The sequence below is a fragment of the Thioclava sp. JE_KL1 genome, from assembly GCF_009296265.1.
GTDB lineage: Bacteria > Pseudomonadota > Alphaproteobacteria > Rhodobacterales > Rhodobacteraceae > Thioclava.
Window position 1 is genome coordinate 417,411 of sequence record NZ_WBJS01000005.1, and the last position, 26,450, is coordinate 443,860.

The 26,450-nt window shown below is 63.2% G+C and carries 30 protein-coding genes; 11 read left to right on the forward strand and 19 right to left on the reverse strand.

Annotated features, from left to right (window positions below):
- Positions 1 to 192: 192 nt before the first annotated feature.
- Together F8R15_RS12070 and pyrF are read left to right on the forward strand one after the other, a co-directional pair.
- Positions 193 to 402 (forward strand): hypothetical protein, encoded by a 210-nt coding sequence (locus tag F8R15_RS12070; protein WP_152844734.1) that lies wholly within the window; start codon positions 193 to 195, stop codon positions 400 to 402.
- Between the two features lie 80 nt (positions 403 to 482).
- The gene (gene pyrF / locus F8R15_RS12075) at positions 483 to 1,184 is read left to right on the forward strand and encodes an orotidine-5'-phosphate decarboxylase (protein ID WP_078570847.1); all 702 of its coding nucleotides are present in this window, start codon (positions 483 to 485) and stop codon (positions 1,182 to 1,184) included.
- A 10-nt stretch (positions 1,185 to 1,194) separates the two neighbouring features.
- On the opposite strand, the gene F8R15_RS12080 is transcribed toward pyrF, so the two are convergent.
- The 8 genes from F8R15_RS12080 to def (F8R15_RS12110) all read right to left on the reverse strand — a co-directional run bounded on the left by F8R15_RS12080 (position 1,195) and on the right by def (F8R15_RS12110) (position 5,389).
- A complete protein-coding gene (locus F8R15_RS12080; RefSeq protein WP_078541725.1) occupies positions 1,195 to 1,434 on the reverse strand; it encodes a hypothetical protein in 240 nt (79 codons plus the stop codon).
- Positions 1,435 to 1,590: 156 nt separating this feature from the next.
- Positions 1,591 to 1,899 carry a hypothetical protein gene (locus F8R15_RS12085; RefSeq protein ID WP_078522375.1) on the reverse strand — a complete coding sequence of 103 codons (309 nt, stop codon included), beginning with the start codon at positions 1,897 to 1,899 and terminating at the stop codon, positions 1,591 to 1,593.
- A gap of 112 nt (positions 1,900 to 2,011) precedes the next feature.
- On the reverse strand, positions 2,012 to 2,287 hold the full coding sequence (locus F8R15_RS12090) for an NfeD family protein (RefSeq protein WP_078522376.1): 276 nt from the start codon (positions 2,285 to 2,287) through the stop codon (positions 2,012 to 2,014).
- Positions 2,287 to 3,168: an SPFH domain-containing protein gene (locus F8R15_RS12095; protein ID WP_078541726.1), complete on the reverse strand. Its 882-nt coding sequence runs from the start codon at positions 3,166 to 3,168 to the stop codon at positions 2,287 to 2,289. The genes F8R15_RS12090 and F8R15_RS12095 overlap by 1 nt, the downstream gene beginning before the upstream one ends.
- 21 nt (positions 3,169 to 3,189) lie before the next feature.
- Positions 3,190 to 3,348, reverse strand: a complete 159-nt coding sequence (locus F8R15_RS21465) for a hypothetical protein (protein ID WP_168175220.1) — start codon at positions 3,346 to 3,348, stop codon at positions 3,190 to 3,192.
- A gap of 95 nt (positions 3,349 to 3,443) precedes the next feature.
- Entirely contained in the window at positions 3,444 to 4,340 is an 897-nt protein-coding gene (fmt, locus tag F8R15_RS12100) for a methionyl-tRNA formyltransferase (protein ID WP_152844735.1), read from the reverse strand.
- Positions 4,341 to 4,343: 3 nt separating this feature from the next.
- A complete protein-coding gene (gene def, locus F8R15_RS12105) occupies positions 4,344 to 4,844 on the reverse strand; it encodes a peptide deformylase (RefSeq protein WP_078522379.1) in 501 nt (166 codons plus the stop codon).
- Positions 4,844 to 5,389 (reverse strand): peptide deformylase, encoded by a 546-nt coding sequence (gene def / locus F8R15_RS12110; protein WP_075775430.1) that lies wholly within the window; start codon positions 5,387 to 5,389, stop codon positions 4,844 to 4,846. The genes def (F8R15_RS12105) and def (F8R15_RS12110) overlap by 1 nt, the downstream gene beginning before the upstream one ends.
- 129 nt (positions 5,390 to 5,518) lie before the next feature.
- Between def (F8R15_RS12110) and F8R15_RS12115 the strand changes: the two genes are divergently transcribed.
- Positions 5,519 to 6,694 (forward strand): MalY/PatB family protein, encoded by a 1,176-nt coding sequence (locus tag F8R15_RS12115; protein WP_152844736.1) that lies wholly within the window; start codon positions 5,519 to 5,521, stop codon positions 6,692 to 6,694.
- 46 nt (positions 6,695 to 6,740) lie between these two features.
- Here F8R15_RS12115 and F8R15_RS12120 read toward each other — a convergent pair whose 3' ends face one another.
- On the reverse strand, positions 6,741 to 7,088 hold the full coding sequence (locus F8R15_RS12120; protein ID WP_078522381.1) for a hypothetical protein: 348 nt from the start codon (positions 7,086 to 7,088) through the stop codon (positions 6,741 to 6,743).
- Between the two features lie 195 nt (positions 7,089 to 7,283).
- On the opposite strand from F8R15_RS12120, the gene F8R15_RS12125 reads away from it, so the two are divergent.
- Positions 7,284 to 8,462, forward strand: coding sequence for a lytic murein transglycosylase (locus F8R15_RS12125; protein WP_152844737.1), 1,179 nt, complete (start codon positions 7,284 to 7,286; stop codon positions 8,460 to 8,462).
- An 18-nt stretch (positions 8,463 to 8,480) separates the two neighbouring features.
- Here F8R15_RS12125 and F8R15_RS12130 read toward each other — a convergent pair whose 3' ends face one another.
- Entirely contained in the window at positions 8,481 to 9,815 is a 1,335-nt protein-coding gene (locus F8R15_RS12130) for an HlyD family type I secretion periplasmic adaptor subunit (RefSeq protein WP_152844738.1), read from the reverse strand.
- Positions 9,812 to 11,575: a type I secretion system permease/ATPase gene (locus F8R15_RS12135; protein ID WP_152844739.1), complete on the reverse strand. Its 1,764-nt coding sequence runs from the start codon at positions 11,573 to 11,575 to the stop codon at positions 9,812 to 9,814. The genes F8R15_RS12130 and F8R15_RS12135 overlap by 4 nt, the downstream gene beginning before the upstream one ends.
- A gap of 283 nt (positions 11,576 to 11,858) precedes the next feature.
- On the opposite strand from F8R15_RS12135, the gene F8R15_RS12140 reads away from it, so the two are divergent.
- Together F8R15_RS12140 and F8R15_RS12145 are read left to right on the forward strand one after the other, a co-directional pair.
- Complete coding sequence (locus tag F8R15_RS12140; RefSeq protein WP_152844766.1) at positions 11,859 to 12,569, forward strand: VacJ family lipoprotein; 711 nt, start codon at positions 11,859 to 11,861, stop codon at positions 12,567 to 12,569.
- Positions 12,532 to 13,155 (forward strand): phospholipid-binding protein MlaC, encoded by a 624-nt coding sequence (locus F8R15_RS12145; protein WP_078541733.1) that lies wholly within the window; start codon positions 12,532 to 12,534, stop codon positions 13,153 to 13,155. The genes F8R15_RS12140 and F8R15_RS12145 overlap by 38 nt, the downstream gene beginning before the upstream one ends.
- 91 nt (positions 13,156 to 13,246) lie before the next feature.
- Here the strand turns inward: F8R15_RS12145 and F8R15_RS12150 are convergent, their stop codons facing one another.
- On the reverse strand, positions 13,247 to 15,466 hold the full coding sequence (locus F8R15_RS12150; protein WP_152844740.1) for a transglycosylase domain-containing protein: 2,220 nt from the start codon (positions 15,464 to 15,466) through the stop codon (positions 13,247 to 13,249).
- A gap of 270 nt (positions 15,467 to 15,736) precedes the next feature.
- On the opposite strand from F8R15_RS12150, the gene F8R15_RS12155 reads away from it, so the two are divergent.
- Both F8R15_RS12155 and F8R15_RS12160 read left to right on the forward strand, forming a co-directional pair.
- Positions 15,737 to 16,075 (forward strand): P-II family nitrogen regulator, encoded by a 339-nt coding sequence (locus F8R15_RS12155; protein ID WP_078522388.1) that lies wholly within the window; start codon positions 15,737 to 15,739, stop codon positions 16,073 to 16,075.
- A gap of 64 nt (positions 16,076 to 16,139) precedes the next feature.
- A complete protein-coding gene (locus tag F8R15_RS12160) occupies positions 16,140 to 17,429 on the forward strand; it encodes an ammonium transporter (RefSeq protein WP_078522416.1) in 1,290 nt (429 codons plus the stop codon).
- Positions 17,430 to 17,501: 72 nt separating this feature from the next.
- On the opposite strand, the gene F8R15_RS12165 is transcribed toward F8R15_RS12160, so the two are convergent.
- The 6 genes from F8R15_RS12165 to smpB form a co-directional block, all read right to left on the reverse strand.
- A complete protein-coding gene (locus F8R15_RS12165) occupies positions 17,502 to 19,064 on the reverse strand; it encodes a DHA2 family efflux MFS transporter permease subunit (RefSeq protein WP_152844741.1) in 1,563 nt (520 codons plus the stop codon).
- Positions 19,065 to 19,067: 3 nt separating this feature from the next.
- Positions 19,068 to 20,198, reverse strand: coding sequence for an HlyD family secretion protein (locus tag F8R15_RS12170; protein ID WP_152844742.1), 1,131 nt, complete (start codon positions 20,196 to 20,198; stop codon positions 19,068 to 19,070).
- Entirely contained in the window at positions 20,191 to 20,643 is a 453-nt protein-coding gene (locus F8R15_RS12175) for a MarR family winged helix-turn-helix transcriptional regulator (protein ID WP_083076204.1), read from the reverse strand. Before F8R15_RS12175 ends, F8R15_RS12170 begins: the two co-directional genes overlap by 8 nt.
- Positions 20,644 to 20,784: 141 nt before the next feature.
- Positions 20,785 to 21,966: an amino acid aminotransferase gene (locus F8R15_RS12180; RefSeq protein ID WP_152844743.1), complete on the reverse strand. Its 1,182-nt coding sequence runs from the start codon at positions 21,964 to 21,966 to the stop codon at positions 20,785 to 20,787.
- A complete protein-coding gene (gene sseA / locus F8R15_RS12185; protein ID WP_152844744.1) occupies positions 21,966 to 22,823 on the reverse strand; it encodes a 3-mercaptopyruvate sulfurtransferase in 858 nt (285 codons plus the stop codon). The genes F8R15_RS12180 and sseA overlap by 1 nt, the downstream gene beginning before the upstream one ends.
- Before the next feature lie 83 nt (positions 22,824 to 22,906).
- Positions 22,907 to 23,380: an SsrA-binding protein SmpB gene (gene smpB, locus F8R15_RS12190; RefSeq protein WP_078522393.1), complete on the reverse strand. Its 474-nt coding sequence runs from the start codon at positions 23,378 to 23,380 to the stop codon at positions 22,907 to 22,909.
- 104 nt (positions 23,381 to 23,484) lie between these two features.
- Here smpB and F8R15_RS12195 point away from each other — a divergent pair, with 104 nt between their 5' ends.
- Positions 23,485 to 23,934 (forward strand): ion channel, encoded by a 450-nt coding sequence (locus F8R15_RS12195; RefSeq protein ID WP_078541739.1) that lies wholly within the window; start codon positions 23,485 to 23,487, stop codon positions 23,932 to 23,934.
- A 46-nt stretch (positions 23,935 to 23,980) separates the two neighbouring features.
- Here the strand turns inward: F8R15_RS12195 and F8R15_RS12200 are convergent, their stop codons facing one another.
- Positions 23,981 to 24,433 carry a DUF302 domain-containing protein gene (locus F8R15_RS12200; protein ID WP_078550754.1) on the reverse strand — a complete coding sequence of 151 codons (453 nt, stop codon included), beginning with the start codon at positions 24,431 to 24,433 and terminating at the stop codon, positions 23,981 to 23,983.
- A gap of 168 nt (positions 24,434 to 24,601) precedes the next feature.
- On the opposite strand from F8R15_RS12200, the gene msrP reads away from it, so the two are divergent.
- Positions 24,602 to 25,531 (forward strand): protein-methionine-sulfoxide reductase catalytic subunit MsrP, encoded by a 930-nt coding sequence (gene msrP / locus F8R15_RS12205; protein ID WP_152844745.1) that lies wholly within the window; start codon positions 24,602 to 24,604, stop codon positions 25,529 to 25,531.
- Positions 25,531 to 26,136: a protein-methionine-sulfoxide reductase heme-binding subunit MsrQ gene (msrQ, locus tag F8R15_RS12210; RefSeq protein WP_152844746.1), complete on the forward strand. Its 606-nt coding sequence runs from the start codon at positions 25,531 to 25,533 to the stop codon at positions 26,134 to 26,136. Before msrP ends, msrQ begins: the two co-directional genes overlap by 1 nt.
- The last annotated feature ends 314 nt before the right edge of the window (positions 26,137 to 26,450 follow it).

Below are 26,450 nucleotides of genomic sequence, written 5' to 3' on the forward strand. Positions count from 1 at the left end.
TTCTCCTTTTTTAAAGCCCCCGGGATGTGTCTGGCCCTATATTAGGCGCCGTCCTGACCGGGTCTCGATATGAAAAATGGGATGTGGCGCATCCCGCTTCAAGAGCTTTATGGCGACCATTTCGCCGCAGGTGGAAACCAAAACGCAAGGTTTAGCGTTTACGCAAGGACACCCACGCAGGAGGCTCCGAGGATGCATCATGCCAGCGCCACGCGCATCGCGCGCCTGATTTACAACGCCGCGCAGCGCCGTTTCGAGGCGGTCGTTGAATTCTTCACCCCCGGGATCGCGCAGCCGCTGCGGGTGCCCGTTCGGGTAGAAGCCAGCCCCGACATTTCGCATCGCCAGCTTGCCCGCGCGCTGACCCGCGAAGCGCAACGTCGTGGCATCGGCGGGCTGTGATTCCCCGAACGGCTTGACGTAGCGGTGATTGATCCGCATCAGGGGGCGATCTTGAAAAGGAGCGCCCCGCGATGACCGACATGACCCTGCCCGCCGACGACCGTCTCATAGTCGCCCTCGACGTGCCGAGCGCCTATGAAGGCCTCGTGCTGGCAAACCAGCTGGGCGACTCGGTGTCCTTCTACAAGATCGGTCTGGGAATGCTCACCGGCGGCGGCCTCGCGCTGGCCAGCGAGCTGAAGCAGGATCAGGGCAAGCGCATCTTCCTCGACATGAAGCTGTTCGATATCGGCGCGACGGTCGAGAACGCCGTGCGCGGGCTGGCGCAGTTCGACCTCGATTTCCTCACCGTGCATGGCGACCCCTATGTGGTGAAGGCCGCAAAGGAAGGCGCGGCGGGCACCGATCTGAAAATCCTCGCCGTGACGATCCTGACCTCGCTCGACCGCGAGGACCTGAACGGTGCGCTGATCAAGGATGGCGCGATCAGCGATCTCGTGGCGGAACGTGCGGGGCGCGCGTTTGAGGCGGGTGCGGATGGCGTGATCGCCTCGCCGCAGGAAGCCGCCATGATCCGCGCGCTGCCCGAGGCGGAGGGCCGTCTGATCGTGACGCCGGGCGTGCGTCCGACCGGGGCCGATCTTGGCGATCAGAAGCGGATCGCGACCCCGGCGGCGGCCGTGGGCGCAGGGGCCGACCATATCGTCGTCGGTCGCCCGATCCACCGCGCGCCCGATCCGCGGGCTGCGGCGGAAGCGATCCTTCAAGAGCTGCGCGGCTGATTAACATTTCTTACTGGCCGTCGCCGCCTGTCGCCGGGCCGCTCGTCTTCGATTCGGGCGCCACGTCGACCTTCGCGGCGTTCGGGTCGGACATCTGCTGCTCGCTCGGCGGATCGGTGGCGGCGTCGTCACCCCCGTCGATTGGCGTATCGGCAACGAGCCAGACCACGACACCCAGTGCCGCGACCAGCGCAACTAGGGTGAGTATCAGGCCGCCGATACTGCTCTGTCGGTTCGAATCCTTGGCCATTCTTGCTCGCCTCTTCGCTTTGATCCGTCGGTAAAGGAAACGCGAGGCTTTGACCTGCGTTCCTCCTCCCGTCATCAGATAGGCGGAGCATGGCGCAAAATGAAACGGCGCCCCGCAGGACGCCGCTTCACTTGCACGTGATCTTCGAAAGCGGGATCAGTTCGAGCCGCCGCTTTGCGTGGTGGCCTCAGCCGACGCGCCGCTCGTGTCGGTGCTGCCGCTGTCGCTGGCTGCCGCATCGCCCGAGGCGTCGGCGCTCGACGAATCCGCCGGGGCTGCGTTGTCGTTGTTCTCGATCGTGACCGAGGTGGCGCTCGCATCGCTCTCGGTGGGCGCAGTGCTGGCGCTTTCGTCCCCGGGCGACATCATGAGCCAAAGGACGATGCCTAGGGCGACGACGACCGCGCCCAGAACGAAATAGATGCCGCCCAGACCCGAGCGTTCGTGATTATGCGTGTCAGACATGATGATCTCCTGTCGATTTTCATCTCTCTGTATTGGCGAGAGAACATCGATAGGCCGCTTCCAGTTCCCGCGATGCGCGGGAAGTCGCCGGCAGCGGTTTCGTCACAGGTCCTCAGTTCTCGTTGATATCGTCATGCCATTGCTTCACCTGACCGCGCCGCACGCCCATCAGTTTGCGCAGCGCGAGCCATGCGATGATCGACAGAACCGCGAAGGTGATCAGCGTGATCGGCACCGACTTTCCGACGATGCCGATCCAGATCAGGCCGCCGGTGATCACCGCCCCGATCGAGAAGCCGAGGAAGATGAAGCCGGGGATGATCATCTCGGCTCCGCCCAGCACCAGACCGGCCAGAACCCAGACCCACGGAAGTTGCCAGAGGTCCATCACGCTTTCCTCAGAAGCTGGAAGGCGTCGGTGAAGGCCTCGAGGGCTGCTGCAGGTAGGATCACGGTCTGCTTGCCTTCGCCCTTGGCCACCTGAGCCAGCGCATCGACCTGTTTCAGCGCGACCTGATATTGCGCGGCTTCCAAGCCGTTCTTCGCAATCGCCAGCGCGACGACTTCCGTAGCATAGGCTTCGGCATCGGCCGAGATGCGGCGCGCCTCGGCCTCTTTCTGCGCCTGGAACAGCTGGGCTTCGGCGGCGAGTTCGACCGCGCGCTTCTTGCCTTCGGCCTCGGTCACCTGCGCCCGGCGCGCGCGCTCGGCGTTGAGCTGTTGCAGCATCGCGGCGCGGGTCGCCTCGTCGAGATTGACGTCGAGAATCTCTGCGCGCGTCACCTCGATCCCCCAATCGTCGACCATCACGGCGACCTGTTCGCGGACCTTCTCGATCAGGCGGGCGCGGTTCGATTGCACCTCGTCGAGTTCGATCACCCCGATTTCGGAGCGCACGATCCCCGCAACGGTCGTCGCGATCGCGGCGTCGACATCTCGGATGCGGTAGACGGTCTTTTCCGGTTCGGTGATCCGGTAGAAGACCGAGGTTTCGACCTTCACCAGCACGTTGTCAGCGGTGATCGCGTCCTGCATCGCGTTGGGCAACTGACGCTCGAGGATCGAGATCTTGTGCGGCACCCGGTCGAGGAACGGCACGATGAAGTTGATGCCGGGGCCAAGGACCGCGCGCAGCCGCCCGAAGCGCTCCACGACGTGCTTCTCGGATTGCGGCACGATCCGCACGCCGAGGAAGACCGACAGGATCAACAGAACCGCGACGGCGATCATCACGATATCGCTGCCGGTTAGGGAATTAAGGAAATACATCTGGGCCTCGACCTTCTGAACTCACACTTGATTACCGGGAAAGACGCGCAAGGCGAGCAGCGTCAGCACCACGAGCACGGCCCAGCCACCGGGCCGTGAGATGAGCCAGACCGCGAGCGCGAAGCCTATCCCGACGATACGACTGCTCGCCGTTGCGAGAAAGCCGAACAGCACGCCCATCAGGCGAATTCCATCAAATTGGGGGTCATCGACTGCTCCTTGTGGTTTTTCCACAAGTTTGCCGCAACTTCCGCGATTTGGGAAGGCTGTTGCGCTCAGCCTAGGCGTGCAGGCAGGCGCAGGCCGCGCAATACGTCGGCGCCGGACATCGGACGCTTGCCCGGGCGTTGGGCTTCGAGGATTTCCAGCGCGCCCGTGCCGCAGGCGATGGTAAACCCGTCGAGGATCTCGCCCGGTGCGCCGCTTCCCTCTGCCGGGGCGGCGCGCAGTAGCTTGATCCGTTCGTCCGCAATCTCGGTCCAGGCGCCGGGGAAGGGCGAGAGCCCGTTGATATGGCGGATCACCTCATCCGCCGGGCGCGTCCAATCGACCTGCGCCTCCGCCTTGTCGATCTTCGCGGCATAGGTGACGCCATCCTCGGGCTGCGGTTGCAGGATCAGCGAGTCGATCTCGGACAGCGCGTCGAGGATCAGCCGCGCGCCCATCGCGCTCAGCCGATCATGCAGCTCGCCGGTGGTCTCGGTCGCGCCGATCTCGGTCGCCTCACGCAGCAGAACCGGCCCGGTATCGAGCCCGGCCTCCATCTGCATGATGCAGATTCCCGTCTGGCTGTCGCCCGCCATGATCGCCCGGTGGATCGGGGCCGCCCCGCGCCAGCGCGGCAAAAGCGAGGCGTGGATATTCAGGCAGCCCTTCGCGGGCGCATCCAGAATGGCCTGCGGCAGGATCAGCCCGTAAGCCACCACGACTGCGATATCGGCGTTCAGCGCGGCGAAGGCCTCGCGATCATCGGGGGCTTTGAAATTCCGCGGGGTGCGCACTTCAATCCCCAGTTCCTCAGCCTTGGCATGAACCGGAGAGGGGCGCTCTTTCTTGCCGCGACCGGCAGGGCGGGGCGGCTGGCTATAGACGGCGACAACCTCATGCGCGCCGGCCAGCGCCTCCAGAACGGGGACGGAGAACTCCGGCGTTCCCATGAAGATGACGCGCATCGCTTAGCCTTTCGCGAGTTTCTTCGACTTCTGCACCAGCATCTTGCGGCGCAAGGGCGAGAGATGATCGACATACATCTTGCCGTTGAGGTGGTCGATCTGGTGCTGGACGCTGGTCGCCCAGAGGCCCACGAAATCGCGGTCCTCCATCTCGCCGTCCTCATTGAGGAAGCGCACCGTCACCGCGCGAGGCCGCTCGATCGGGGCGGAGATGCCCGGCAGGTTCGGCGAGGCCTCTTCATGCTTGCGCATCTGCACCGACGCATGAAGCACTTCCGGATTCGCCATCCGCACGGCCTGACCGCGCTTGTCGGATGCATCGACCACCGCGAGCCGCATCATGATGCCGATCTGGGGAGCTGCAAGCCCGACGCCGGGCATTGCGTCCATTGTCTCGACCATGTCGTCCCAGATCATCCGAACGGTCTCGGTGATCGTCTCGACCGGCTCGGCCGGGCGATGCAGGCGGCGGTCGTCATAGGGGATGAAGGCGCGCGAAGCCATCAGAGGATCGGATCCTTGGCGGCGCCCGCACGGGCGCGCTCGCGCTTGAGCTTCTCCATCTTGCGGGTGATCATCTTGCGCTTCATCGGACCGAGATAGTCGATGAACAGCTTGCCGTTGAGGTGGTCGAACTCGTGCTGCGCGCAGGTCGCCCAGAGCGCGTCGAACTGTTCTTCATGGCTTTGCCCGTCGAGGCCGAGCCACTTCATTCGCACCTCGGAGGGGCGCGTCACCTCGGCATATTGATCCGGGATCGACAGGCAGCCTTCCTCGTAGACATTGGTCTCTTCCGAAGTCCAGCTGATCTCGGGATTGATCAGGACCATCGGCTCGGGGGCCGCTTCCTTGTCCTTCACGCAATCCATCACGAAGATCCGCTTCATCACGCCGACCTGCGGCCCGGCCAAGCCGATGCCGGGCGCGTCATACATGGTCGCGAGCATGTCATCGGCGAGCTTGCGGATCTCGTCGTTAACTTCGGGCACCGGCTCGCAAACCTTTTTCAGGCGCGGATCGGGATGGATCAGGATCGGTCGTAGCGTCATGGGCAGGGATTTAGGCGAAGCAATGCGTCTGTGCAATGGCAGCGGTGATTGTGCCAGTGACAAAACGCCGTTTGTAACCCGGCTTTGCTTTTGCTCAGATGCGCCCGATCCGACCAATGAGAGGCCCAGATGAGCAAACCCGACTTCGACGAAATCATCGACCGCGTAGGCACCCATTCACAGAAATGGGACGGGATGGAAAAGTATTACGGGGTCTCTCCGGAAGACGGGATCGCGATGTGGGTCGCGGACATGGATTTCCGCCCGCCCACCTGCGTGCAGCGCGCGCTCGAGGAAATGGTCGCGCAGGGTATCTATGGGTACTGGGGCGGCGAGGATGAGTATCGCGCCGCGATCCAGTGGTGGATGCGCGAGCGCCACGGCTGGGAAATCGAGCCGGACTGGATCTTCACGACCCACGGTCTGGTCAACGGCACGGCGCTTTGCGTCGACACCTATACCGACCCGGGCGATGCGGTCGTTCTGATGACGCCGGTCTACCATGCCTTCGCGCGGGTTATCCGCGCGGCCGGGCGCGAGGTGCGCGAATGCCCGCTGAAACTGGTCGATGGCCGCTACGAGATGGATTTCGACGCCTGGGACGGGTTGATGACCGGCTCCGAGAAAATGCTCGTCCTCTGCTCGCCGCATAATCCCGGCGGGCGCGTCTGGACCCGCGCGGAGCTTGAGGCAACGGCAGCGTTCGCGAAGCGCCATGGGCTGGTGCTGGTCTCGGACGAGATTCACCATGACATCGTGATGCCGGGCGAAACTCATATCCCGATGGCGAATGCCGCGCCCGATCTGCCGCTGGTGATGATGACGGCCACCACGAAGACCTTCAACATTGCCGGCACGCATACGGGTAACGTCATCATCTCGGACCCGGATCTGCGCGCCCGATTCGCGACGCGGATGGCCGCCTTGGGGATCTCGCCCAACAGTTTCGGCATCGCGATGGCGACGGCGGCCTATAGCCCCGAGGGGGCGGCGTGGGTCGATGAGCTGAACGCCTATCTCGACGAGAACCGCCGGATTTTCGATCAGGGGATCGCCGAGATCCCGGGGCTGCATTCGATGCCACTCGAAGCGACCTATCTCGCTTGGGTCGATTTCTCCGGCACTGGAATGGAGCCCGAGGAATACAAGTCGCGTGTTCTGAAGGACGCGAAGATCGCGGTGAATTTCGGGGCGACTTTCGGCGCGGGGGGAGAGAAATTCCTGCGCTTCAACCTCGCCACGCCGCGTGCGCGGGTGCGCGAAGCGGTCGATCGCCTGCAGGCCGCTTTCTCTGATCTACAATGAAAAAGGGCCGGTTTTCCGGCCCTTTCCTTTGCAATCTCGGTCGCGCTCAGATCTTCGTCAGGTAGCCCGATAGCGTCGGCCCTTCCTGCGCAAAATCGAGCGCCGCGCGATCGCTGACAGGGGTTTCGCGCTTCACCGTGCAGATCAGTTCGTTCCCCTGAATTTCCGAGGCCACGATCAGGCAGGTCGCGACGTGCTTGGCGCCGTCGTAAAGATCGACATGGCCGCGCAAATGCGTGACCTCGTCTGCATCCAACGCGAATCCTCCGGGCACCCGGCGCAGCACCGGCCAGATCTGACCGCCCGCCAGAACACGCAGGCGTGCCTTTTTCGCCGCATCGCGCTTCTGCGCGGCGCGCAGTCCTTCAAGGACCTCCTTAGGCAGGAATTCCATGACATCCTCCAACAGCTTCCCCGTGATCCATGCTGATCACCTCAATGTAAAAAGCAAGTTAACCATTCAGACGATCCGATTCTGCGGCTGCAAAGAGTGCTGAAATTGCAACGGCTTGCATGGCCGCCGCATCGGGTTGTCGCGCTGGACCGCGCGAGATAGCGTCGAGGGTGACCGCGCAACCCGGAGGCACTGATGCGTAAAGCTCTGCTCACCCTGACCCTCGCTCTCTCGCCCATGTTCAACGTCGGTATTGCCCATGCCGAGTGCGGCGGAAGCTGGTCCGGTTTTTTGTCCGGGATTCGCAGCGATCTGCAGGCGGCTGGATTGAACGCGCAGCAGGCCGATGCGTTCCTCGCCGGTGCGCGGCAGAATCAGGCCGTGTTGCGGGCGGACCGGGCGCAGGGGGTGTTTCGCAAAACCTTTCTCGAATTCGCGAGCGCGGTGATCAGCAAGAACCGGATGGTGAACGGGGCGAAGAACGCCAAGCGTTATGCGAAAACCTTCGACCGGATGGAGCAGACCTACGGCGTCTCGCGCGGGGTGCTGCTGGCCTTCTGGGCGCTCGAGACCGATTACGGCGCGGTGCAGGGCGATTTCAACACGCGCGACGCGCTGCTGACGCTGGCCCATGATTGCCGCCGGCCCGAGCTGTTCCGCCCGCAGGTGATTGCCGCGGGCGAGCTGTTCCGGCGCGGCGATTTCGATCCCAAGCGAACCACCGGTGCCTGGGCGGGAGAGATCGGGCAGGTGCAGATGCTGCCCGAGGACATCCTGCACAACGGGGTCGATGGCGATGGCGACGGGCATGTGCGCCTGAAGACCTCGGCGCCCGATGCGCTGATGTCGGGGGCCAACATGCTGCGCGATTTGGGGTGGCGCCCGAACGAGCCGTGGATGCAGGAAGTGACTGTGCCCAACGATCTCGATTGGTCCCAGACCGGGCTCACCACCGAATTGCCGGTTTCCGAATGGGCGGCGCGCGGCGTGCGTGCGCGACAGGGGCAGCTTGCGCGCAACCTGCGCGGGTCGATCCTTTTGCCGATGGGGCGCAAGGGGCCAGCCTTTATCGTCTATCCGAATTTCCGTGTGCTGTTCGAATGGAACAAGAGCTTCGTCTACGTCACCAGCGCCGCCTATTTCGCGACGCGCCTCGAAGGGGCGCCGCGCCTTGATCCCGGTGCGCCCGAACCGGGGCTGAGCGTGTCGCAGATGAAGCGGTTGCAGGAGAAGCTGGTCGCGAAGGGCTATGACGTGGGTGCGGTCGACGGCATCCTCGGCGCCAACACCCGCAACGCGGTCCAGACGGCGCAAGAGAAGTTCGGACTGCCCGCGGATGGATGGCCGACACGCGCCTTGCTCGATCGGTTGTGACCGCGTCGGCGCGGGAGGTCACCCCGCTGCGCCGCCAAGTGCGAAGAAATCGAGGAACGGGCTTAGCAGGTAGCGGATCGGAGAGACCGGTGCGGTCTGCAGGAAGACCTCGGCGGGCATGCCGGGCACGAGCAGCCTGCGTTCTTCCGCGTCGAGCTCGTCCATATCGAAGGTGATCCGCACTTCGAAATAGCTTTTCCCGGTCGCCGGATCGGTCAGTGTGTCCGGGGAAATACGCGTGATAGTGCCTGTCACGTCACTCGAGATTCGCCGCGACAGTCCCGGAAAGCGGAGGATCGCAGTTTGGCCTGCCGCCACCCCGTCGATATTGGTCGGATCGACCTGCGCATTTATGATGAGTGGCCGCCCGGTCTCTACGATTGCCATCGCCATCTCTGCCGGGCGCAGCACCGCATGCGCGCCGCGCAGGCGCACATCGTGCACCGTGCCGCTGACTGGCGCGCGTAGGGTGCGCCGCGCCAATTCGTGGCGCAGATGTGTGGTGCGCGCAGAGAGCTCGATGGCGCGGGCGTTGCTGGATTCAAGTTGTGACTCGATTTCCTCCCGGCGTTGCCATTGCAGCCGCGACGCGGTGAGCACCACGCCGCCGCTTTGCACCGTGAGCTGCGTTTTCTGGGCGCTTAACGCGCCGAGTTGTCGCTCCAGCGAGACCTGCTCGCGGGTGAGGCCGAGTATTTGCGCCGATGTGGCGAGGCCGCGATCCTTCAGCCGTTCGCGGAGGGCGAGTTCTTTTTCGATCAACCGCTCTTCGCGTTCCAGCGCTGTGACCTGTGCATCGAGCCCGTCGCGCTGCGCGCGGATTTGCTGCAGCTGCCGCGCCATTTCGGCGCGTTGCTGAGCGAAGGACTGTTTGCGGGCTTCGAACAGGGAATTCTGCCGCTCGACCAGATCGGTGACATCCGCGCGGAGCTTGGCCGCCTCCAAAAGCTGCCTCGGGTAAGGGACCGTGTTCGCGCCGTCCCGTTCGGCTTGCAGCCGCGCGCGCTGGGCCTGCAGGGCGAAATCCGAGGCTTCGACGATGGCCAGTTCGGTCCGTATGTCGTCCGAGGCAAGCCGCATCAGCACTTGGCCGCGGGTGACGTGATCGCCGCTTTTGACATAGATCTGTTCGATGGTCCCGCCGCTCGGATGCTCGATCACATGGCGGGAGCTGTCGACTTCGATCCGTCCTGAGGCCTGGATCGATCCGGCAAGCCGGGTGACGGTGAGCCAAAGGGCACATCCGATAAAGAGGGCGACGATCGCCGCGAGGCCGAAGCTGATCGGGACGCCATGTTGCGAAGGGGTGCAGCAGGTGCCCCCTTGCCCGGAATGGATGCAGGCGTCGCTCACGCGGCGCTGTCCGCGCGTGGAACCACGCGGGCCTTCGTGGCCGAGGCGATCATGCGCTTGAGAACGTCGTCACGCGCGCCGAGGGCGCGCTGCGCCCCGTGATCGAGTACGAGGATGCGTTCGCATTCGGCGAGCGCGCCGGGACTGTTGGTCATCACGATCGCCGCGCCGCCGCGCGCCTTCAGATCGCTCAGCATCGTGTGCCGACAGGCCCCGGCATCTCCACTGAGCAAAAGGTTTGGCTCATCGAGAATGAGAAGGATCGGGTCGTGATAGAGCGCCCGCGAAAGCGCGACGAGCTGGCGCTGGCGATCGGAGAGCGAAGCCCCCTCGAACTCGATCGGCGTGTCGTAGCCCGCGGGCATTTTGAGAATCATCTGGTGCGCGCCGGCGCGCTTGGCTGCGGCGATGACCCGGTCCATGTCGGGCGCGAGGTCGAGCCGGGCGATATTCTCGGCCACGGTGCCGGGGAAAAAGGTGACCGATTGCGGCAGGTAGCCGATCAGCCGCCCCAGATTGTCGCGGTCATATTGATCCAGCGGCACCTCGTCGAGGCGGATCGTGCCCGAGCTTGGGTGGGAGAAGTTGCACAGGCTGCGCGCGAGAACGGATTTGCCTGCGCCGAGCGGGCCGATCACCCCGAGCGCCTCCCCGGGTTCGAGCGAGAAGCTGATCATCTCGATTGCCGCTCTGTCGGAATTGGCGGGCCGGACGGTGATGTCTTCGACGGCGAGGCGCGCCTTCGGGCTCACCCATTCGGTGCCCTTTTGCTCGGGCGGGTGAGCACCGAGCAGGGCCGCCAGCCGGTCGCGGGCGACGGAGGCGCGCTGCCATTGCGTCCATCCGCCCACGGCAAGCTCGACCGGCGCGAGCGATCGACCCATCAGGATCGAGGCGGCGATCATCGCCCCCGCGCTCAACTCGCCTTGCAGGACGAGATAGGCGCCAAGCGCCAGCATCGAGGTTTGCAGCAGCATCCGCAGCGCGCGCATCGAGGCATGGAAGCTGCCGCTGAGATCGGTGGCTCGAATCGCGTTGTCCATCGATTCATGCCGCGCCGCTTGCCAGCGTTTGAAGCCGCTTTCGCGCATTCCGAGCGAAACGACCGTTTCGATCTGGCGGAGAAAATCGTTTCCGAGATACCGGGCTTTGTTCTCGAGCTGCGTCGTCTCTTCCATACGTCCGCGCGTGACGAATTGCGTAGCAAGAGACAGCAGGATCAACGTGGCACCCCCGGCGAAGGCCAGAGCGCCGAGCCACGGGTGGAATACGAACAGCACTCCGAGATAGAGCGGCGTCCAGGGCAGATCGAACACCGCTGCCGCGACCGGGGAGGCATAATAGCGCTGGACGATTTCCAGATCGCGCAGGGCGTTGTTGGAGGACCGCTCCTGCGTGTTGATGGTGGCGTCGATGATGGCGGCGTCGAACACGCGCCGTTCGAGACCGCGCTGATGATCCGCTCCGATTCGGGCGAGCAGGCGACCTCGCGCCCAATCGATGACGCCCATCATCGTGAAGAGAAAGGCGACCAGCAGGAACAGGTTGCTCAGCGTCGGCAAGGACCGCGCGGGCAGCACGCGATCATAGACCTGCAGCATGAACAGCGGCCCCGCGAGAACGAGCAGATTGATGAAAGCCGCGAATGTTGCGACCAGCACGAATTGCCTTCGTACCCGGCCCAGCAGCCGGGCCATCTCCCGTCGCCCTTTGACGATGTTGCGTTTGATGATGGCTTGATCGGTGTTGGAATATGGCATCGTGCTCTCCCCGCGATGACGGGCGCTGATCGGAGCGCCGCGCTTGGCAAGGGTGATGCGAGGGCGCTGAACGGGGCGTTAATTTCCCCGCGCCTTTTCCCGTCAATTCGATCCATTTCTTCCGGAACTCCGGAGTTCTGAGCGACTCGCGTTGCGGCAAGACCGGATGCGCCCTATCTATTTCAGGACCTAAGCCGCAACGCAGGGGGGAGCGACTTTGGCGCAGGAATTAGAAAAGAGGGCCTCGGCGCGCATCGGCGTGCGGTGGTCGGCGGTGGCTACGATGACGGCGCTTGCGCTGGGGTTGGCCGCCTGCGCGCCTGCGCCGCCCGCGACCGGCATTCAGGACCCTTACGAGGCTACCAATCGCAAGACGCACGAGTTCAACAAGAAGCTCGATTCAGCCTTCTTCCGCTCCGATTTGACCGATGGCAGTGGCCCCGGGCCGGTGACGAAAACGCTCTATAATGTCGGCAGCAATCTCAGCTTGCCGGGCAAAGTGCTCAACTCTCTGCTGCAAGGACGGCCCGAGCCGGCGGTGAAGAACACTTTCCGATTCTTCATCAACTCGACGATCGGGCTGGGAGGGATTTTCGATCCGGCGGGGACGGATTTCTCGTTGCCCGAGACGGATACCGATTTCGGCGAGACGCTGCATGTCTGGGGCGTGGGCGAAGGCAATTATCAGGAATTGCCGGTCTTCGGGCCGTCCACGACGCGTGATACAGTCGGGATGGTCGTCGATTTCGTGATCGACCCGCTGGGCGCGCTGCCCGACAAGGAGCGCATCGCCGCAGGGGCGCTACGCTTCGGAGGCAATGTCGCGAAGCGCAACATGTATGGCACCACTGTCGATTCGATCTTGTATGACAGTGCCGACAGCTATGCTCAAAGCCGGCTTCTGTACCTGCAGAACCGACGCTACGAACTCAATGGCGAGGAGGCCACCGATGCGAATGCCTACGATCCCTACGAAGACCTTCTGCCGCAATAGGCGGCAGGTTCTGGGCCTCGGCGCGGCGGGTCTGGCGGCGGCGATGGTGCCGGGGTCGGCATATGCGCTGACCGATGCGCAGGCGCGCGCGCTGATCCAGAAAGCGGTGAACGAGGTCAACGCAGCCATTGCCTCGGGGCGCACCGGGCCCGCGCTCTACGCGATGTTCGAACGGATTTTCGCGCGATATGCGGATGTGAACGTCATCGCGCGTTCGGCGCTGGGCGTGGCGGCGCGGCAAGCGAGCCCGGCGCAGCTTGCGGCCTTCACCAAGGCGTTCCAGGGCTACCTCTCGCGCAAATACGGCAAGCGGTTCCGCGAGTTCCAGGGCGCGAAGTTCCAGATTCAGGGCGCCCGCCCGATCAAAACCTTCTACGAGGTGAAGACGCTCGCGACCCTGCCGGGGCAGGCGCCGTTCGAGGTGCTGTGGCAGGTCTCGGATCGCTCTGGCAGCGACAAGTTCTTCAACCTGATCGTCGAGGGCGTGAACATGCTCGCCTCCGAACGGGCCGAGATCGGCGCGATGCTCGACCGGCGTCGCGGCAATATCAACGCGATGATCGAGGATCTGAAACGGGCGGGGTAACCGGCGCGGGCTTCGGCCCGGCAATATGCCGTACCAAATGAAAACGCCCGGGCCAGTGGCCCGGGCGTTTCTTTTGTTTCGGGTCGGTCGCTCAGTTGCTGCCGAAGATGTTGAGCAGCTCGTTGAGGATCGACTGCGACGGGTCGCGCCGCTGCCGCTGGGGCTGGGCGGGGGCTTGCCCCGCGCTCTGGCTTTGCCCCTGAGATTGCTGAGCCGGCACCTGCCAGTCGCCCGGATGGGCCATGGGCAGCGGCTTGGGATCTTCGCCGTTGAGGACACGCTTCATCGTCTCGTGGAAGATCTCGGCGGGCAGGCCGCCCCCGGTCGTGCCTTTCAGCGGCGTGTTGTCGTCATTGCCCATCCAGACGCCGACGACGTAATCCGAGGTGAAGCCCACGAACCAGGCATCGCGCGCGCTCTGCGTGGTGCCGGTCTTGCCTGCGATCTCGTAGCCGTCGATGTTGGCGCGGCGGCCGGTCCCGTGCAGCACGACCTGACGCATCATGTAGGTCAGTTCCTGCGCCGCTTTCTTCGAGATCACGCGCTCGCCGATCCCGCCGGGCTTGCCGAAGAGCGGCTGGTCGTCGCCTTTCAGCGTCAGCGAGGTCAGGCCATAGGGCTGCACCGAAGAGCCGCCATTCAGGATGCCCGCATAGGCCCCCGTCATGTCGAGCAGGTCCGATTCCCCAACGCCGAGCGCCACCGAGGGGAGGTTCGGAAGGTCCTGCGCGAAGCCGAAGCCTTCCGCGACCTTGATGACATTCTCGCGCCCCACTGCTTCGGAGACGCGCACGGTCGCCACGTTCACCGAATGCTCGAGCGCTGTGGTCAGTGTGATCGGCCCCATGTAGCTGCGCTCGTAGTTGCGCGGGCTCCAATCGGGTGAGCCGGGCATTTTCACCGTGACCGGCGCGTCATCCACCATCGAATCTGGGGTGTAGCCCAGATCGAGCGCGGTCGCGTAGACGAAGGGCTTGAAGGTCGAGCCGGTCTGCCGCTGCGCCATGGTCGCGTGGTTGAACGCACCCGAGACCTTCGTGGCCCGACCGCCAACCATGCCGCGCACGGCGCCATCTGCGCTCATCACGACGATCGCGGATTCGGCCTTCGAGCCTTTGGAGACCTTGTTGTCGTAGACCGATTTCATCGCGTCTTCGGCCGCCGACTGGATGCGCTGATCGAGCGTGGTGTTGATGACCACATCCTCGGTCGTGTCGCGCGACAGGAAGTCGGGGATCGTGTCCATCACCCAATCCGCGAAATAGCCGCCCGCGCGTTTCTGGGCCGCTTGGCTCAGGGTGGCGGGGTTGTTCTTTGCGTCGAGATATTGCCGGTCCGTCAGGTAGTTTTGCTCATGCATGAGGCTGAGCACAGTCTCAGCGCGTTCCTGCGAGCGTTTGAGGCTCGAGGTCGGGGCGTAGTAGCTCGGGGCTTTCAGAAGGCCCGCCAGCATCGCGGCCTGCTGCGGATCGACATTGGCCGCCGAGATGCCGAAATAGCGCTCCGACGCGGCCTCGAAGCCGCGCGCGCCCGCACCGAGATAGGCGCGGTTGAGGTAGATCGAAAGGATTTCATCTTTCGAGTATTTCAGTTCCAGCGCGAAGGCGTAGGGGACTTCCTTGATCTTGCGGCGCAGCCCGCCCGAACGGCAGTCATTCTCATAGGCGGCTTCGTTCTTCCATTTCTTCGGGTCGAACTTCACGCCGAGGCACAGGAGCTTCGCGGTCTGCTGCGTGATTGTCGAGCCGCCGTTGCCGTCGAACGGTCCGCGCCCCTCGCGCATGTTGATCGCCATTGCCGAGGCGATGCCGCGCGGCGAGATGCCGAAGTGATGGTAGAAGCGGCGGTCTTCGGTCGCGACCACGGCGTCGCGCAGATAGGGCGAGACGTTTTTCGCGTCGATCTGGCCGCCGAAGGTCTCGCCACGCCAGGCGAAGACCTTGCCCTGATCGTCGAGCATCGTCACCGAGCCGCGGGTGCGGCCATCGAGCAGCTTCGTGTAGTCAGGCAGGGTCGAGTAGAAATACAGCGTCGCTGCGCCCACCACGAGGGCGACGATCATCGCGAGGCGCCAGCCGACGCCCCAGACGACCCGCCAGATCAACCGAGCGAGACCGATGATCAGACCGGTGACCGGCCCGTTCCGCCGCGGCGGCTTGCCTCGGCCGCCACCGCCACCTCCGCAGTTACCGCCACCCCGGCGCGCATTCTTGCGCGGCTTGGTGGGTTTCGATGCCTTGGGAGGCTGCTTCGACGAGGAATAGCGCTTGTCGGCCACGAGGCGCCCGCGCCCTCCGCCTTTCTGAGTCATCTGCCTGTTCCGCTGCCTGCGTTTTAATTGCGCGCAATCTACACGGGCCGACCCGAGATGTGCACCCGCGAAAAATCACGTTTCAGATTTGCAATGTGATTAAAAAAGCGGCAAAGCGCACAAATTGTGCAAATTTGAGCCAGAATCCGCTGAGGCTGCCACTCGGACGGAACCTCGTTTCCTTGTGCGAAAGGGGCACAGCGGGCCTTTTAACACCGTGCGATGTCACCAAGCGGGCATCGAAAGGGCTGAACAAGGAAGGGATGTCAGGTGAAACTCATCATTGCAGCAATCAAGCCGTTCAAGCTGGAGGAGGTGCGCGAGGCGCTCACCACCATCGGCGTGCGCGGAATGATGGTGACCGAGATCAAAGGCTTCGGTGCCCAGTCGGGTCACACGGAAATCTATCGTGGTGCCGAATACGCCGTGAACTTCGTGCCGAAGGTCAAGCTGGAGATCGTCGTCGCTGACGGCCTCGCCGACGAGGTTGTCGACACGATCATGAAAGCCGCGAAAACCGACAAGATCGGCGACGGCAAAATCTTCGTTCTCGATGTCGGGCAGGCGGTTCGCGTGCGCACCGGCGAATCCAATGACGACGCGCTTTAAGGCGCGACAGGGGGAAAGTAGGAAAATGAACAAGCTTTCGAAAATCACTGGCCTTGCGGTTGCGATGACCGCGGTGGCCCTGCCGGCGCTGGCGCAAGACGCCGCCCCGGTCGATCCGCCGGCCAATGAGATCGGCTTCATCCTGAACACCTTCATGTTCCTCGTCACCGGCTTCCTGGTGATGTGGATGGGCGCGGGCTTCTCGATGCTCGAGGCTGGCCTCGTGCGTTCGAAGAACGTGACCATGCAGTCGCTGAAGAACATCGCGCTCTTCGCGATCGCGGCGATCATGTACTACCTGATCGGCTACAACCTGATGTATCCGGGCGACGGCTGGTCGATCAACGGCGTGCTCGGTGCCTTCTCGACCACCTCGCTCGAGCCCGTTGGCGTCGGCGCGGATTCGGTCGACCTGACCTATGCTTCGGTCGGTTCGGACTTCTTCTTCCAGCTGATGTTCTGCGCCACCACCGCGTCGATCGTTTCGGGCACCCTGGCCGAGCGCATCAAGCTGTGGCCGTTCCTGATCTTCACCGTGATCCTGACGGGCTTCATCTACCCGATCCAGGCTTCGTGGAAATGGGGCGGTGGCTTCCTGGATGCCGATTTCGGCTTCCTCGACTTCGCTGGCTCGACCGTCGTGCACTCGGTCGGTGGCTGGGCAGCTCTCGCAGGCGCTCTGATCCTCGGCCCGCGTATCGGCAAGTATAAGGACGGCAAGGTCCAGGCTATGCCCGGTTCGAACCTGACGCTCGCCACGCTCGGTACCTTCATCCTGTGGCTCGGTTGGTTCGGCTTCAACGGCGGTTCGCAGCTCTACATGAACACCGTGGGCAACGTCGCCGATATCTCGCGCATCTTCGCCAACACCAACACGGCAGCTGCCGGTGGCGCGATCGCAGCGCTGATCCTGACCCAGATCCTCTACAAGAAGCCGGATCTGACCATGGTGCTCAACGGCGCTCTGGCTGGCCTCGTGTCGATCACGGCTGAGCCGCTGACCCCGAGCCTCGGTGCAGCGACCATCATCGGCGCGATCGGCGGTATCATCGTGGTCCTGCTGGTTCCGATGCTCGACAAGCTGAAGATCGACGACGTCGTGGGCGCTATCCCGGTCCACCTCGGCGCTGGTATCTGGGGCACGCTGGCTGTTCCGATCACCAACCCGGACGGCACCTTCTACGGCCAGATCGTCTCGATCATCATCGTCGGCATCTTCGTCTTCGTGGTCTCGGCAATCATCTGGTTCATCCTCAAAGCCGTCATGGGCATCCGCGCCCCGGCCGAGGACGAGATGATGGGTCTCGACAAGGCGGAACTCGGCATGGAAGCCTATCCGGAGTTCGTCAACTAAGACGCCGCATCCAAGACAAAGCGACAGGCCCGGGAGCGATCCCGGGCCTTTTTCATTGCGTCTGGTTTCGGCTTACTCGGTGACCGGAGCGCCTTGCGGCTTCTGGCCTCCGCCGCTGTTCTGGTAATCCGGCTTGCGCAGGAAGAAGACGAGCGGGATGGCCGCCAGCGTGACCCACATCATGAACTTGAAATCGTCCACGTAAGAGATCATCGCCGCCTGCTGTGTCGCGAGGTTGTTGAGCACCGTCAGGGCCGCTTCCCGCGACATACCGCTCGCGCCGTTCATCACGCCCGAGAGATTCTGCGGATTGATCGCAGAGACGATCTCGGAATGGTTCACCGCGATATTGTGGGTGAGCAGCGCGGTCACGATCGAGATCCCGATGGACGAGCCGATATTGCGCAGAAGCGAGAACAGCGCCGTGCCGTCGCCGCGATATTCCGGGGCGAGCGTAGCGAAAGCGAGCGTCGAGATCGGCACGAAGACCGAGCCCAGTCCGAAGCCCTGAATCACGCCCGAGATGATGATCCATTTCGGCCCCATCTGCGGCGAGAAGGTCGACATGATGTGCAGCGAATAGGCCGTGAAGGACAGCCCGACCACCACAAGGATGCGCAGGTCGATGACCTTCACCAACCGCCCGATCAGCAGCATCATGATCATCGCCCCCACACCGCGTGGTGACATCACCAAGCCCGTCGTCAGCGTCGGGTAGCTGAAGATGTTCGACAGCATCGGCGGCAGCAGTGCCAGCGAGGCGAGCAGGATGATCCCGATCACGAAGATGAACAGCAGCCCCATCGAGAGGTTGCGGTCGAGGAACATCTTCGGCTCGAGGAAGGGCTTTTTCGCGCTGAGAATCCACACCAGAAACACCCAGAACCCGCTGATCGCGAGCGCGGCCTCGATCCAAATCTCGCGCGAGGCGAACCAGTCGAGATCGGACCCACGGTCGAGCATCATCTGCAACGACCCGATAGCCACCGCCAGTGCCGCGAAGCCGAAGAAGTCGAAGCCGATCTTCTTCTTGGGTGTCTCGGGCAGGAAGAAAGCAGAGCCCGCGATCGCGATCATCCCGAGCGGCACATTGATGTAGAACACCCAGCGCCAGTTGATCACCTCGGTCAGATAGCCGCCCAGCGTCGGGCCGATGATCGGGCCGAGCATGATGCCCGCTCCGAACATCGCCATCGCCTGCCCGTGCTTCTCGCGCGGGTTGATGTCGAGCATGAAGTTCTGCGCGAGCGGCACGATGGCCGCGCCGAACACGCCTTGCATGAGGCGGAAGATCACCATCACGTCGAGCGACCACGCGATCCCGCAGAGCATCGAGAAGACGACGAAGCCGATCACCGCGACCATGAAGATCTCGCGCCGTCCGAAACGGTTGGCAAGCCAACCCGACAGCGGGGTCACGATGGCCGCGGCCACGATATAGGAAGTGAGCACCCAGTTGATCGTATCGCGCGACGCGCCGAGGTCGGCGCGCATGTCGGGCAGGGCCACGTTCGCAATCGTGGTATCGAGCACCTGCATGATCACGGCCAGCATCAGCGACGCCATGATCAGCGCGCGATGCGGCACGTTATGCGGGTCGATCCCCTTGGGTTCTTTCTCTGCGGCCTCGGCCATGACTTACTGCCCCTGATCGGTCGTGCCAGCGACTGCGGCCGAGCTGTTCGCCTTGTCGAGGATGCGTTTGTAACGCGGCTGCGAGGCGGTATCGACGGTGACGCTGGCCGACAGACCCGCGCGCAGGCCGTCGAGTTTCGCGTCGTCGTCGAGACGCAGGCGCACCGGAACACGCTGGGTTACTTTCACCCAGTTGCCGGTCGCGTTCTGTGCCGGAAGGATCGAGAACTCGGCCCCGGTGCCCGCGCCGACGGCATCGACCGTCGCGTGATATTCGCGATCCGGGAAGGCGTCGAATTCGACCGTGGCCGACTGGCCCGCTTGCATATGGGTCAGCGAAGTTTCCTTGAAGTTCGCGATCACCCAGACGTCGCTGGTGTCGACCAGCGTGAAGAGGCTGGCACCGGCACCGACCATCTCGCCCGGTTTGAACGAGGAGGCCTGATAGATGATGCCGTCAGTGGGCGCATCGACCTCGGTCTGTGAGAGGTTGTACTTGGCGTCATTGACCGCCGCGATCGCCGATTTCACCGAAGGGTGCTCGTCCACCTGAATCTCGGGATTGCCGTTGAGCGCAACCTTGGCCGACGCCACTTTCTGCTTCGCGGCGGCCAGCGTGTTCTGCGCGGCTTGCGTCGCCGTGCGCTGCTGGTCGAGCGCCTGCTGCGTCGTGGTGCCGGATTTGATCAGCTTTTCCTGACGGTCGAGCTGTTTCTCCTGATAAGCCGCGTTATCCGCCGCCTGTTTCTCGTCGGCGAGCGCGGCCTTGTAGGAGGCGCGAAGCTGTTCGACCTGCAGGCGGGCCTGCGACAGTGCGGCCTCGGCCTTTGCCAGCGCCAGCTCGTAAGGCTTCTTGTCGAGCTCGAACAGCGGTGCGCCTTTTTTCACATGCTCGTTGTCATGCATGAACACCTCGGTCACACGGCCCGAGATTTGCGAGGCCACGGGAATCCGCGCCATCTGGAAATTGGCGTTCTCGGTGCTTTGCGAGCCACCGGCGCTCAGCCAGTACCACGCGCCGCCCAGTACGATGAGGGCGGGCACGAGAATAAGGAGCCAGAATTTCGGCCCCTTCTTCTGTTTCTGTTTCGGTTGGTTTGCCGCGCTGTCCGCGCTCGGGTTCTGGTCACTCATGATTTGTCTCTGACGTGGAGGAGGTGTCTTCGGAGAGGTTACGGATGATCGCCCGCAGGGTGTTCAGTGCGGTCGCGACTTCGTCATCGCTCAGCCCGGCCAGCGCCTGCTCGTAGATGTCATCCGCGATGGAGCGCGCATTCTCGAACGCGTTGCGCGCCTTGGCCGAGGGATGCACGAGCTTGACGCGTCGATCGTTCGGATCAGGTTTGCGGCAGACCCAGTCGGCTTCTTCCATGCGGTCGACGAGGCGCGAGACCGAAATCGGTTCGATTTCGAGCAGCTCGGCCAGCCGGGCCTGCGGCAGCGCGCCTTCCTTCTTGAGGTAGACGAGAAGCCGCCATTGCGCGGTCGTCAGGCCGAACTCGTTGGCGCGTGCCTCGAAGCGACGGCGGATCAACCGCGTCGCGTCATGCAGGAGAAAACCTAGGCTCTGATCGGGCATCCGTGGCTCCGTTGAAATTAAAGTAAGCCTCTATATTATGAGCCTGCTTATTATTTCAAGGGCGCAATGCGGAAAAATCCGCGACGAAAAACGGCGGCCCGAATGGACCGCCGTTTCGAATTTTCGTGTTGTCGGAAGCGGTTAGACGCCAGCGTCGATCAGCGCGCGGGCCAGCAGCGGCACGCTGTTTTTGTTGAGGCCCGCGATGTTGATACGCGAGTCGCCGACCATGTAGATCGCGTTGCCTTCCTTCATCGCAGCGACCTGCTCGGGCGTCGCACCAAGGCGCGAGAACATGCCGCGGTGCTCTGCCACGAAGTCGAAGCGGTCGGAATTGGACAGCTTGCGCAGTTCGTCGGCGAGTTGCTGGCGCAGTTCCAGCATCCCGGTGCGAACCTCTTCCAGCTCGGCTTCCCAATCGGCGCGCAGCTCGGGATCGGTGAGCACGCGGGTGACCAGCGCCTGCCCGTGATAGGGCGGGAAGGAGTAGGTCTGACGGTTGAGATAGGCGAGGTTGCCCTGAACGGTCTTCTTGGTCTCTTCCGAACCCAGAACCATCAGGCAGCCGGTGCGCTCGCGATAGATGCCGAAGTTCTTCGAGCACGACGCCGCGATCAGCACTTCCGGCAGACGCTCGGCGATCAGGCGGGTGCCTGCCGCATCGGCTTCCAGACCGTCCCCGAAGCCCTGATAGGCGAGGTCGATCATCGGCACGGCGCCGGTCTCTTTCAGAAGGTCCGCAACCTTGCCCCATTGCTCGAGCGTCAGGTTCGCGCCGGTCGGGTTGTGGCAGCAGCCGTGCAGCAGCACGATGTCGCCTTCCTTGGCGCCCTTCAGGTCTTCCATCATCGCATCGAAATCGACCGAGCGGGTCTCGGCATCGAAATAGCGATAGGTGGTGAAGTCCTGATCCATGAATTTCAGGATCGACAGGTGGTTCGGCCAGGTCGGATCGGAGACCCAGATCTTGGTGCCGGGGTTCGCCATGCGGGCAAGCTCGAAACCCATGCGGCAAGCGCCGGTGCCGCCCACGGTCGACAGGCAGGCCAGACGATCGGCCGGGTAGCCCTTGCCCAGAACCATCTCGGCCATTGCGGCGTGAAATTCCGGCTGGCCGGCGAGGCCCGCGTATTTCTTGGTGGTCTCGTTGTCCCAGACCTGCTTTTCCGCCTTGTGGATGGCGCGCATGATCGGGGTTTCGCCTTCGGCGTTCTTGTAGACGCCGACGCCGAGATCGACCTTCTGGTCGCGCTCATCGGCACGGTATTCTTCCATCAGCGCGAGGATCTTGTCCGGCGCCTGCGGCTTGAGATTGTTCAGCATTATGCTTCTCCCGTTGCGACCTTGAGGTCGTTATACATGCCCCATTCCGACCAGGACCCGTCATAGAGCGACCAGTCGGACTTGCCGATGATCTCCAGCGCGAGCGACACGATCGCGGCGCTGACACCGGAGCCGCAGGTCGTGATCGCGGGCTTCGACAGGTCGACGCCGGCGGCCTCGAACAGGGCCTTGATCTCTTCTGGGGATTTGAAGGTGCCCTCGGGGGTCAGCAACTCGCCGAAGGGCAGGTTGCGCGAGCCGGGGATATGACCCGAACGCAGCCCCGGGCGCGGCTCGGTGCCATTGCCGAGGAAGCGCTCGTTCGGGCGCGCGTCGATGATTTCGTGATCGCCGAGCTTGCTGGCATGGGCGACCTGCGTGACGTCCTTCACCAGACCGGGGTGGCGTTGCACCGTCATGTGACGGTCGCGCACCATCGGCGGCATGTCTTCGAGCGGGCGGCCTTCGGCCTCCCATTTCGGCAAACCGCCGTCGAGCACCGCCACATCCGTCTTGCCCATCAGGCGGAAGGTCCACCAGACGCGCGGCGCGGAGAAGATCGAGTGCTGATCGTAGATCACGACCTGATGGCCGTCGCCGACGCCCATCGCGCGCATGCGGCTGATGAACTTCTCGGGCGGCGGCGCCATATGCGGCAGATCCGAGCGGTTGTCGGCGATATCGTCGATGTCGAAGAAGCGCGCACCGGGAATGTGCTTGGCGTCATAGGTCGCCTTCGCATCCCGCTCCATCTGCGGCAGGAACCACGAAGCGTCCAGAATGCGCAGGTCGGGGTCCTTCAGATGGGCAGCAAGCCAATCCGTCGATACGAGCGTTTTCGGGTCATCCATCGTCATGCGCCTCTTTTGCCGGTCGGGATTGCTTAGACTCAGCGGCGCGCAAGACGCAAGGGCAGGGCGGGTAAATCCGCCCCGTGTCCCTAGTAATTCTGCTTCAGAAGGCGCTGTTTCTGGCGGTTCCAGTCGCGTTTCGCCTCGGTTTCGCGCTTATCGGCCTGCTTCTTGCCCTTCGCGATCCCGATCAGGACCTTCGCGATGCCCTTCTCGTTGAAGTACATCTTCAGCGGCACGATGGTCATGCCCTCGCGCTGGGTCGCGTTCCACAGGCGCGCCAATTCGCGCTTGGAGACGAGCAGCTTGCGCTTGCGCCGCTCCTCATGGCCGAAATGCGAGGCTTGGTTCAGGCTCGCGATATAGGAGTTGATCAGCCACAATTCGGCATCCTCGACCGAGGCGTAGCTCTCGGCGATGTTCGTCTGACCGACGCGCATCGATTTCACCTCGGAGCCTTGCAGCACGATGCCCGCCTCGAGCGTGTCCTCGACGGCGTAGTGATAACGGGCCTGCCGGTTCTCGGCGATCAGCTTGGAATTGGGGTCTGAATGCTTTGCCATAGTCGCATCGAGATAGGGCAGGCAAGCGGCTCTGTCCAGTGCGGCACCGCTACGCTTGACGCCCGTGCCGCGGCGCGAAATAGCTAGGGCAGGAGGAAACGCCCATGATCATCCAGATCGCCATCGGTTCGGTAATGATGCTTCTGACCGTTTGCATCGCCGCGCTCAGCGCTTGGGCGATCGAGGCGACATTCTCGCGGCTGCACTGGTGGATGCTGCGTGAGCCGCACCGCCCGAAGCTGATGCTGATGGTCGTCGTCGCCGCTCTTTGGGCCTTGGCGATGGTCACGGCGGGCGTCTGGCTCTGGGCCTTCTGCTTCCGCATTCTGGGCGTGTTCAACACGATGGAGCAGTCGGTCTACTTCTCCCTCGTGAGCTTCACCACGCTGGGATACGGCGACATCCTGCTTTCGCATCAATGGCGCATCCTTGGCGGGATGGCGGCGGCGAACGGGCTGCTGAATGTGGGGCTTCTGACCGCGCTGCTGGTCGAGGTGATCCGTCATGTGCGCAAGAGCCAACTGGAGGCCCGGGCTGAGCGCGGCGCGAGCTGAACTGCAGTGCTCGCGCGCGCGGGTGCGCACGCGAGCTATATATCCGTCAGTCGAGCATCAGCGCGTCTTTGACGATCCCGGTCAGCATATCGGTCACCGGCTGCATCGACTCTTCGTCATAGGAGCGGAAACCCACCGTCACGTGATCCGTGTCCTCGGGCGTCTGGTAGACGAAGATCGTGTAGGGGCAGTACTGGAAGTTGGTGATGTCGGCCTCCATCACCTCGCGCGATGTCTGCGCCGAGCAGAAGGAGAACACGTCCGCGCCGGTGAACAGCGTCTTGGTGCTGCCGACCGCGTCTTTCGTGCGCTCCAGCATGTCGCCAGTATGGCTGACGTGATCCACGACGAGCCCCGCGCCGATGATTGCGTTCTGCACTGCGAAGGTGACGTTGTCGAAGGTGTCTTCGGTGGTCCAGGTATGGGCGTCCTCAGCCGTTGCCGCGCTCGCCCCCACTGTGATGACCGCCGCGAGTGCGGCGCCGATGAAGCGTTTCATCTCTCTCTCTCCCTTGTCTCCCGATCGGACAACTTTGCGCCGTCCGTTGATCCAGTCTCGATAGTGGCGCGTATTTTTATACGTGCCTAGAGGTAACAATGTCGCTGTAAGCTCCGAAGTGTAAGCGACGGGCACCGCCCCATATGTAGGGGCAGAGAGGAGATTTCCATGCGCAAGATAAGACCGAACGATCCGAGCTGGGCCGATGTGACGCCGAAGGCCGACTTCCTGAACCGCCGCCAAATCATGGCCGGCGCGGGGGCCATGGCGCTTGGCTCGATTGCCGGCCCCAGCTTTGCCAGCATCGACGCCAAGCCCTCGAAATTCTCGACCGACGCCAAGCCGAACACCCTCAAGGAGATCACCTCCTACAACAACTTCTACGAATTCGGCTGGGACAAGTCGGACCCCGCGCAATATGCGGGCCAACTGGTGACCGACCCGTGGTCGATCGAGATCGACGGCATGGTCGACAAGCCCGGCTCCTATCCGCTCGACGATATTCTCAAGCCCGTGACGCTCGAGCAGCGTATCTATCGCTTCCGCTGTGTGGAGGCGTGGTCGATGGTCGTGCCGTGGATCGGCTTCGAGCTGTCCAGCCTTCTTAACCGCGTGGGCGTGCAGCCGTCCGCGAAATACGTGGCCTTCCAGACGCTTTACCGTCCCGAGCAAATGCCGGGGCAGAAACAGGGCGGTATTCACTGGCCCTATGTCGAGGGGCTGCGCATCGACGAGGCGATGAACCCGCTGACCATTCTGGCGACCGGTCTCTATGACGAAGAGATGCCGAACCAGAACGGCGCGCCGGTCCGTCTGATCGTGCCGTGGAAATACGGCTTCAAATCGATCAAGAGCATCGTGAAGATCTCGCTGACCGATAAGCAGCCGCCGACGACGTGGAACCAGCTGCAGCCGCGTGAATACGGCTTCTATGCCAATGTGAACCCGAAAGTGGATCACCCACGCTGGTCGCAGGCCACCGAACGCCGCGTGGGTGCGGGCCTCTTTGCCGGCCGTCAGGAGACGTTGATGTTCAACGGCTACGGTGACGAGGTCGCGCAGCTCTACAAGGGCATGGACCTCGCGAAGTATTACTGATGATCAGCGCAACCCTCTCCGCCCCGATCAACACCGCACTGCGTCGTGTGCCCAGCTGGGCCGTCTATCTGGCGGGGCTGATCCCGCTGGCATGGGTGGTCTGGCTGACACTGACCGGCGGCATCGGCGTCGACCCCGTGAAAGCGATCGAGCATCGGCTGGGCAAGATCGCCCTGTGGTTCCTGATCGGCGGGTTGGCCATCACGCCCGCCCGCCGATTCCTCGGCATTAACCTGATCAAGTATCGCCGCGCGATTGGCTTGCTGGCCTTCTTCTATGTGGCGCTGCACCTGATCGCCTGGGTGGTGCTGGATATGGGGATGCTCTGGGCACAAGCCGCGGCGGATCTCATCAAGCGCCCCTACCTCTTCTTCGGCATTACGGCTTTTGTGCTGCTGATCCCCTTGGCGGTGACGTCGAACAACGCCTCGATCCGCAAGTTGGGGAAAAACTGGCGGCGGGTTCACATGCTGGTTTACCCGGCGGTGGCGCTCGGCGTGATTCACTACCTCTGGCAGATGAAGGTGATTTCCAGCGAGGGGTGGCTCTGGCTCGGCGTCTTCATCGCGTTGATGGCTGTTCGATTCCGTACGTTTCGCTGGTGACTCGGGGCGTTTGGGGTGCTGCCCCTGGGGCATGGTCCTCAGGAGGTTTCGCGGGGGCGGGTGATTTGCGCAAGATTCTTCCCTGCGCTGGTTTGGGGTGAATTGGGTGCATTTGCGGTGGTGTTGAAAGTATAGCGATTTCAGTGTGTTGCGTTGTTCTTTCGGGAAAAGTGACAGTTTTTCGAAAAAGGCACTTGCGACTCCGCGGAGTGATCCGTAAATACCGCCTCACCGAAGCGGCACACACCGCAACGGGGCGCCGGAAGGGATCGCAAGAGACTGAAGGCGAAGGAAATTTTGGAGATACGGTTGGC